The 9439-nt window shown below is 35.5% G+C and carries 8 protein-coding genes; all 8 read right to left on the bottom strand.

The window, feature by feature from the left end:
- Positions 1-437: 437 nt before the first annotated feature.
- Positions 438-1718, bottom strand: coding sequence for an argininosuccinate lyase (gene argH / locus BUC11_RS11430; protein ID WP_073354179.1), 1281 nt, complete (start codon positions 1716-1718; stop codon positions 438-440).
- Between the two features lie 145 nt (positions 1719-1863).
- Positions 1864-2934: a M20 family metallo-hydrolase gene (locus tag BUC11_RS11425; protein ID WP_073354176.1), complete on the bottom strand. Its 1071-nt coding sequence runs from the start codon at positions 2932-2934 to the stop codon at positions 1864-1866.
- 84 nt (positions 2935-3018) lie between these two features.
- Positions 3019-3804, bottom strand: coding sequence for an acetylglutamate kinase (gene argB, locus BUC11_RS11420; RefSeq protein WP_073354175.1), 786 nt, complete (start codon positions 3802-3804; stop codon positions 3019-3021).
- Positions 3794-4741: an N-acetylornithine carbamoyltransferase gene (locus tag BUC11_RS11415; protein WP_073354173.1), complete on the bottom strand. Its 948-nt coding sequence runs from the start codon at positions 4739-4741 to the stop codon at positions 3794-3796. The genes argB and BUC11_RS11415 overlap by 11 nt, the downstream gene beginning before the upstream one ends.
- A 57-nt stretch (positions 4742-4798) precedes the next feature.
- Positions 4799-5560, bottom strand: coding sequence for a glutamate 5-kinase (proB, locus tag BUC11_RS11410; protein WP_073354172.1), 762 nt, complete (start codon positions 5558-5560; stop codon positions 4799-4801).
- Between the two features lie 143 nt (positions 5561-5703).
- Positions 5704-6900, bottom strand: a complete 1197-nt coding sequence (locus BUC11_RS11405; RefSeq protein WP_073354170.1) for a glutamate-5-semialdehyde dehydrogenase — start codon at positions 6898-6900, stop codon at positions 5704-5706.
- Between the two features lie 64 nt (positions 6901-6964).
- Positions 6965-8104, bottom strand: coding sequence for an aspartate aminotransferase family protein (locus BUC11_RS11400; protein ID WP_073354169.1), 1140 nt, complete (start codon positions 8102-8104; stop codon positions 6965-6967).
- A gap of 128 nt (positions 8105-8232) precedes the next feature.
- Positions 8233-9210: an N-acetyl-gamma-glutamyl-phosphate reductase gene (argC, locus tag BUC11_RS11395; RefSeq protein WP_073354166.1), complete on the bottom strand. Its 978-nt coding sequence runs from the start codon at positions 9208-9210 to the stop codon at positions 8233-8235.
- Positions 9211-9439: the final 229 nt, after the last annotated feature.

The raw sequence follows: 9439 nt of genomic DNA, 5'->3' as shown, positions 1-9439 counted from the left end.
GTTATTTCCGATTTTAGCCTAGAAAATAGAAATGAAAACTTAAAAAACTATCTTAAGTTTCTAAAAAAGTTGCATCGCGAATAGGTCGCAGCATACTAAACTCCATTTTAAGCAAAACTGATTTTATAATCAAAGGTAGAATAACAGATAGCAAAGCGTATTTTGCTAATTATATTTTAGAACGCAAATAAAAGGGAGAATTGCATAAATGCAGTTGTTAAATTTGCAAGTTGAAAAGCTCTTTTTTTAGTTTAAATGTAATCTAGTTTTACTTTTTTAAAGTTGATTTTGTTTGCTTAACCAAAAAAGTTTTCAAGCGATATATTTTGATTTCGTTTCTATAAATAGCACTCGTAAAATTTAGTTTCGTTTTGAAGTTATAAATGAAAAAAGCACTGTTATTTATAGTGCTTTTTGATATGATGAGGTTATTACTTCTAATAGGCTATCTTCATCTTTTCTTTTATTTCTGTTAAACATAAATTATTGATACTTCCTTCGTGCGTGTGTCTGGTTTCTTTAGGGGCTTCAAAGGTTCCGTTTTCCAGTTGTTCCGCGACCGCCTTGTAAGCATCTCTAAAAGGAATTCCCGCCACAACCATTTCGTTTAAGGAATCTACAGTAAACAAATAATCGTATTTTTTATCAGCCAGAATGTTGTCTTTGACTTTGATGTCTTTGATTGCAAAAATCGCGATATCTAAACACGCTTTCAGGTTTTGGATGGCTGGAAACAATCCTTCTTTCAACAACTGTAAGTCCCTGTGATAGCCACTTGGAAGGTTATTTGTTATTAATGTGATTTCGTATGGTAAGGCTTGAATCTTGTTGCATTTCCCGCGAATCAGTTCAAAAACATCAGGATTTTTCTTGTGAGGCATAATACTTGAACCCGTCGTAAGATGCGAAGGCAAAGTGATAAAATCAAAATTCTGACTCATATACAAACAAACATCCATTGAGAATTTAGACAAAGTTGCTGCGACGGTGCTCATGGCAAAAGCAACTATTTTCTCTGATTTTCCGCGACTCATTTGCGCAGCAACTGAATTGAATTTTAAAGTTTTAAATCCCAATTCTTTTGTGGTGAAAGCTCTGTTGATTGGAAAGGAGCTTCCGTAACCTGCTGCTGAACCTAAGGGATTTTGATCTACAATTTTTAAGGCGGCATTCAACATTGTGATATCATCAATCAATGTCTCAGCATAAGCGGAAAACCACATTCCAAAAGAAGATGGCATTGCAATTTGTAAATGCGTGTATCCTGGCAAAAGCACATTTTGATGCTTTTCAGCCAATTCCATGAGCAAATCAAAAAGGCCTTTTACTTGTGATTTAAAGTCTTTTACAACGTCTTTTAGATATAAATTCACATCTACTAATACTTGGTCGTTACGCGAACGAGCGGTGTGAATTTTTTTCCCCGCATCACCTAGTTTTACCGTCAATAGATATTCGATTTTAGAATGTACGTCTTCAAAACTGTCTTCGATTTCGAAATTCCCATTTTCGGCATCTTTTATAATTTCTTCCAAAGCCAAAACCAAAGAAACGGTTTCAGAGTCTGTTAAAAGACCTATTTGGCCTAGCATTTTTGCATGTGCAATAGAACCTAATGCATCATATTTGGCTAGAACTAAATCCAGCTCTCTGTCGTTTCCAACGGTGAAATGTTCGATTTGCTTATCGGTTGGTATTCCTTTTTCCCAAAGTTTCATATATGGATAATTAGATTTTTAGACTTTTTAGATTTTTAGCCCCGATAGTAGTGGAAATCCTTTTATTTTTTTCTTTAAAAAATAAAAGATTGCAACGTATAGCGGGATTAGCTCCTGAAAATAATCAGGATAAATCCAAATTATTTTATTGTTTGAAAAAATCAGTTAGTATTTTGATATACAATTGAATTCCTTCTTCTATTTCGTTTATAAATATAAATTCGTCTGCTGAATGTGACCGCAGGGTTTCTCCAGGTCCTAATTTTAAGGATTGACAGCTCAAAACCGATTGATCCGAAAGGGTAGGTGAGCCATAAGTAGTTCTTCCCAGTGTAATTCCGGCTTTTACTAATCCGTGTGTAACAGAAATCGAAGATGCGTTTAAAATCATCGAACGCGGATTGATTTCGGCAGTTAAATGTTTTCTCACGGTGTCTAAAATTTCCTGATTGTTGTAACAATCATTCACTCGAATATCGACAACCAGGTGACATTCGGCAGGAACTACATTGTGTTGTTTTCCGGCAGAAACCTGTGTTACGGTCATTTTTACGGGACCTAAAACTGCTGATATTTTTTCGAATTGGTAGCTATTGAACCATTCCATAATAGGTATCGCCTTGTAAATAGGATTGTCAGGATTATGGTGTGCGGCGTGACTGGCGGTACCTTTTAGGATAACATCGAGGACCAATAACCCTTTTTCGGCTACAGCCAATTGCATTAATGTGGGTTCGCCTACAATGGCACAATCCAATGTTGGTAAATGTTTTAGAACGCTGTTTAATCCATTTTTTCCACTACTTTCCTCTTCAGCAGAAGCGACCATGACTATATTGTACGGCAGATTTTCGTCCCAATAAAAATGTACAAAAGTCGCTAAAAGGGATACCAGACAACCGCCGGCGTCATTACTTCCTAGGCCAAACAATTTACCGTCTTTGACAATAGCTTCAAAGGGATTGTTAGTATATCCTTGATTCGGTTTTACCGTATCGTGGTGCGAATTGAGCAAAAGTGTTGGCTTAGACTTGTCAAAATTCTTGTTGTAAGCCCAAACATTATTATTTTCTCTTTCGAAAGGAATATTGTTTTGTTTAAACCAATTTTCGATTAAAAGGGCTGTTTGATCTTCTTCACTTGAAAAGGAAGGCGTTTCAATCAGTGCTTTTAACAGCGAAATGGCTTCTTGTGTAAGGGTTTGTATGTTTTTCATATTTATTTTAGCCACAGATTCACAGATTTTTTAAAATTGACAAAGAAATTTTTTCCAAATCGGTAAGACTTGTGTTTTACTTTTTTATAATTTGATAGTTGTACAAATTTCCGATGCATTATGCAACATCCTGTGATGTCCAATTTTTATTTTTTGAACTCCTTTGGACAAGCTGTTGAAACAGTTGTCTAATTTAGGAATCATACCAGAATGAATCGCTTTTTCGGCTTTTAATTTGGAATACAATTCTTGATTGATGTTTTCAATTACGGAAGAATCATCCTCAGCATCATATAAAACACCGGGTTTTTCGAAGCAATAATTCAAAGTGACATCAAAAAAGGTTGCTAAAGCAATGGCTAATTCGCTTGCAATCGTATCCGCATTTGTATTTAATAATTGCCCTTTTCCATCGTGTGTTATTGCACAAAATACAGGAACAATCTCATTTAAAAGCAACGTTTCCAATAATTGGGTATTCACTTTTTTTACATCACCCACAAAACCATAATTGATTGTTGGGTGGTTTCTTTTATTCGATTGAATTAAATTCCCATCTGCCCCAGAAAAACCCATGGCATTGGTTGAATTTGCTTGCAATTGAGCAACGATATTTTTGTTGATTTGACCTGCATAAATCATTACAACTACATCAAGCATAGCGGCATCGGTGATGCGTCTTCCATCAATCATTTGAGGAACTAAACCAATGCTTTCGGCCATTTTAGTAGCTGATTTTCCGCCACCGTGAACCAGTATTTTGTGCCCTTCAATCGCAGCAAAATGAGATAAAAATTGTTTTAATTCCGTTGGATTATCAATAATGTTTCCACCAATTTTAATGATCGATACCGGTTTTTTATTTTCCATTTTCCAAGATTTTTTGCAAGACTAACTGAGCTGCATACGTTCTATTATTAGCTTGTTCAATCACAATCGAATTTTCGCTATCTAGCACTTCATCCGTTACAATTACGTTACGTCTTACAGGCAAACAGTGCATAAATTTAGCATTATTGGTCATTTTCATCTTCTCTGCAGTAACAGTCCAATTGGGATCAGAATTTGTAATTTGACCATATTCCTTGTAATTACTCCAGTTTTTCGCATAGATAAAATCGGCGTTTTCAAAAGCCTTATCTTGGTCGTATTCAATCTTGGAACCTTTCGTGATTTCAGGATTCAATTCGTACCCTTCAGGATGCGTAATTACAAAATCAGCTTCTTGTAACTGCATCATTTCCACAAACGAATTGGCAACTGCTTGAGGCAATGCTTTAGGATGTGGTGCCCAAGTTAATACCACTTTTGGTCGGTGCGCTGTTTTGTGTTCGGCCATAGTTATCGCGTCCGCTAAGGATTGCAAGGGATGTCTTGTGGCACTTTCCATATTTACAATTGGGACTGTAGCGTATTTTAAGAATCCAGAAAGTACGGTTTCGGCATTGTCTTTTTCTTTGTCTATCAATCCTGCAAAGGCTCTAATAGCAATAATATCGCAATATTGAGAAACGACTTCAGCGGCTTCCTTAATATGCTCTGATGCACCTGAGTTCATGACAGCACCATCTTCAAATTCTAATGTCCAGCCCTCACTGGTAAAATTCATGACCATAATGTTCATTCCTAAATTCAGCGCGGCTTTTTGGGTACTCAAACGCGTTCTTAAACTGGAATTGAAAAACAACATTCCAAGCGTTTTGTTCTTTCCCAGTTTTTTGTTTTTAAGTGGTTTTTTCTTAATTTTCAAGGCTTGCTTCACCCATTTTTCAAGTGAATCTATATTTTGTATGGATATGTAGTTCATTACAGTTAAGAATTGTGAATTATGAATGATGCGTTGTTTGAAAATTCAATATTCGAATTAAATTATTTTTGTAAAAGGAATTTCATTTTTTAAAGCTTTCAAAATAAAATTGTCATCCAAGCCGTTTACAATCCAAGTTTCAATATTGGCAGCCTTAGCAATTGCCGAAGCTTCAATTTTAGATTGCATACCGCCAGTTCCGTGAGAGGATTTTGAATCGGCAATTTCTTTTTCTAATACTTTTAAATCACTTACCAAGGAAATCGTTTCTGGAACGGCATCATGTAAAGAGTCTTTGGTGTAAATTCCGTTTGTATTAGTGGCAATAATCAGAATATCAACATCTAATAAAACGGCTGTTAAAGCGGCTAATTTATCGTTGTCACCAAAGCGAATCTCATCAGTTGCTACCGTATCATTTTCATTAATAATAGGGATGTAATTATTTTTGACTAAAACGTTGATAGTGTTCACAATGTTGACCTTAGATTGTCCCCTCTCAAAATCCGAATACGAGAGTAAACATTGCGAAATTAGTAATCCTAAATCACTGAAATTCTCATGGTAAATCCGCATCAAATGAGGTTGTCCTATCGAGGCCAGCGCTTGTTTTACAAACACATCTTGGTCTTGATTTTCTAGTTTTACAAATTGTTTGGCTGCAGCAATTGCACCTGAACTTACAATGATAAACTCGTACTCCTCTTGTAAAGCAGCGATTTGTATGCCAATATCCTCAATCTTTCCTCTCGAAATATGATTGGTTTCCTTGGTTAAGGTATTGCTACCTAACTTTAATAAAATTCTTTTTTTAGCCATTTTTTTAACCGCAAAGTGCGCAAAGTTAATTTTTAAACTAAACGTTTATAAACGCTAAGTTCGCAAAGTGTTGTGTTAATATTTTGTATTCTTACTTTTTCAATCTGCAATCAAAAATCGTTAATCTTCAATCAAAAATCTTTTTACCTGACTTGCCCATTTCCATAAATATACCACTTATTAGTAACTAAATGTTGCAAGCCAATTGGTCCGCGTTGGTGTAATTTGTCTGTGCTTATCGCCAATTCGCCTCCAAGACCAAATTGTCCTCCATCAGTGAATCGGGTTGAGGCGTTTTGATACACGGCTGCCGTATCTATATTTTCCATAAACTCTTGCGCAATGCTATCATTTTTTGTGATTATCGAAGCAGAATGTCCGCCACAATATTTGTTGATTTTATCAATCGCTTCTTGATCCGAATTGGTTGTTCCAATTACAATTTTGTAATCTAAAAATTCTTCATGCCAAATCAAATCCGACTCAATCTGCGGTATATTACCTATTTTTGAAACGCTTTCATCGCCTAGAACAATGACGTTTCTTAATTGTAATTCGGTGATTACTTTCCTGGCAAATACTTCCCAATTTTCCAGATTAGTATCAATCAACACTTTATCTAAAGCATTACAAACCGATATATTTGAGGTCTTTCCGTTAATAATAATTTGGAGAGCCTGATCTAAATTAGCTTCAGCATTTACATACACAAAATTATTTCCACGACCACTTATAATTACCGGGCAAGTAGCGTGCTTTTTAACAAAAGCGATTAAGTTTTCACCACCACGAGGAACAATTAAGTCGACCTTTTGTGTTGGTTGCTCTAGGAATGCTTGCGTTTCTTCTCGGTTGTAATTCAAATATTCTACCCAGTCAGCAGCAATTTCATTATCCTTTAATGCTTGATGCCATAATTCGATAATTTTTAAATTGGACAGTACAGATTCTTTTCCACCTTTTAGCAGAATTTTGTTACCTGATTTTAAGGCAATTCCTCCCGCTTCAACGGTAACATCTGGTCTGGATTCATAAATAATCAGGATAGTACCAAAAGCGGCTGTTTTATTGCTAATTTTCATACCGTTTTCATGCGTAAAATGAAATCTTTCCACACCAACAGGATCATCTTGATCAGCCAATTGATTCAAGGATAGAATCATATTATCAATCTTTGTATCATCAACTAATAAACGTTTCTCCATTGCCAGGTCATCTCCAGAATAATTACTTAAATCCTGTTGATTTACTGTCTTTAAAATGGCTCTTTCTTCTTCGAGAAGAACTGCCATTCGCTTTAAAACTGCATTTCGCTTTTCTATAGTTAATAGTTTGTTCATACGTTTGTTTTAGACGGTCAAAGACCGGTATTCACTTCCTCAAAGTCGGAGACTTTGCGGAGCATTATCGTTTTATTTCTACTAAACTTTCTTTTAAAGCTGTAATGAAAGTATCAATCGCTTCTTTCTTGATTGTCAGTGGTGGTAGGATTCTTAATAAATTTTTATTGCTGGCACTTCCTGTAAAAATATGTTTTTCAAGAATTAGTTTTTTTCGCAAGACACTTACATCAAAATCAAATTCGACACCCAGCATTAAACCTCTTCCTTTTACCTGGATAACCTCGGGAATGCTTTTTATTTGTTCCTGAAAATAGGCAGAAATAGCGATGGCATTATCCATCAATTTCTCTTTTTCAATAATATCTAAAACGGCTATTCCCGCTGCACAGGACAGATGATTTCCGCCAAAAGTAGTTCCTAACATTCCATATACTGCTGGAATATGATGACCAATTAAAACGCCTCCAATAGGGAATCCATTTCCCATACCTTTTGCAATGGTAATAATATCGGGTTTGATGTTATGATGCTGAAAACCAAAAAACGCACCTGTTCTGCCATACCCAGCTTGAACTTCATCCAAGATTAAAACTACATCATAGGTTTTGCACAATTTTTCTAGCGTTTGAAAAAACGCTGTTGAAGCTTGATCTAAACCGCCTACACCTTGAATGGATTCAATAATGACTGAGGATACATCTCCTTTTTTTAATTCATTTTCCAAAGCAGTAGCATCATCGAATGCTAAGAAAGTAACTTTTTGCTGCTTGTTTAAAGGCGCATTAATTTTTTCATTGTCGGTTACAGCAACCGCTGCAGATGTTCTTCCGTGGAAAGAGTTTTTGAAGGCAATTACTCTTGATTTACCATTGACAAAAGAAGCTAGTTTCAACGCATTTTCATTGGCCTCAGCTCCAGAACTACATAAAAATAAATCATACGCTTCGCAGCCAGAAAGTTTTCCAAGCTTAGTTGCTAATTCTTCTTGAATTGGATTTTGAATCGCATTGGAATAAAAGGCCAAATGATCCAATTGATCTTTTAGTTTGGCGACATATTCTGGATGCGTATGACCAACTGAAATGACAGCATGACCGCCATAAAGGTCTAAATATTCGATTCCTTTGTCATCGGTAATGATGCAATCCAGTCCTTTTACTGGAGTGACATTATATAAGGGGTAAACGTTAAATAAGTTCATTTTATTAAAATTTAAAGATTTAAAAATTGAAGAATTTAAAGATTTTAGAATAGTCTAAAATTTCAAATTTCGATAATTAGAATTTCATAATTTTTCAATCATTAAATCCTTCAATCTTATAATTTTTTTTAAAACCCGCTTGGTTTCAAATGTAATCCTGTTGTTTCCTCTAGTCCAAACATCAAATTCATGTTTTGAATCGCTTGTCCAGAAGCGCCTTTTACTAAATTATCAACTACGGAGGTAATCAACAACCGGTTTCCTTTTTTTAGCAAACTTATAATGCACTTGTTTGTTTGAACCACTTGTTTCATGTTGATTTCAGTTGTAGTGATAGTTACAAATGGTTGGTCTTTGTAAAAATGGTCATATTTTGCAACGACAGCCTCTAAACTTTCTTCTATTGTGGTGTACAATGTGGCAAAAATTCCTCTGGCAAAATCTCCTCTGTTGGGTACAAAAATTAATTCGTTTTTGTAATCGATCTGCAATTGACTGACACTTTGATTTATTTCTCCCAAATGTTGGTGGTCAAATGCTTTGTAATGCGACATATTATTGGATCTCCAACTAAAATGCGTTGTCTCTGAAGGGGAAACTCCAGCGCCAGTGCTTCCTGTTGTAGCATTTATATGAACATCAGTAGTTAGCATTCCGGCTTGCGCCAAAGGCAATAATGCCAATTGAATAGCAGTTGCAAAACAACCTGGATTGGCAATAAACTGAGCGTTTTTAATGGCTTCTTTATTTAATTCTGGTAAACCGTAAACAAACGAATTTCCTTCAAATGTTGCGTCTTTTGTCAAACGAAAATCATTTCCTAAATCGATGATTTTAGTGTGCGCGGCAAATTGATTTTGTTCTAAAAATGATTTGGATTTTCCGTGTCCCAAACAGAGGAAAACAACATTCACAGTAGGATTTACAGTATCAGTAAAATTCATTTGGATATCACCCAACAAATCATGATGTGCCACTGATAGCGGTTTTCCAGCATTAGTTGTGCTGTAAACAAAATCAATGGTTGCATGGGGATGAAACATCAATATTCTGATTAATTCCCCTGCTGTATATCCCGAACCACCTATTATTCCAACGTTGATCATACTCTTTATTATTTATTTTAGACCTATATCTCTTTTACTATTCTTCTGCAAGGTTTTTAAATATTTTAAATCAGACCTACAAGTTTTGAGAAAGACCTTGCAGATACATACTAAATATTCTCAAACTATTTTAGATAGGCGAGTGCGTGAGGGATAGAAGCGGCATCCTTTTGTGAAGCGTTAGCGGAACAAAAGATACAGCAGATAGCCCGACCCGTAGTTTTTACGG

Origin of the sequence: Flavobacterium xanthum (assembly GCF_900142695.1) — a bacterium.
Taxonomy (GTDB): Bacteria; Bacteroidota; Bacteroidia; order Flavobacteriales; family Flavobacteriaceae; genus Flavobacterium; species Flavobacterium xanthum.
The sequence above is the reverse complement of the archived record's forward strand: the minus strand, read 5'-3'. Positions and strand labels throughout refer to the sequence as shown.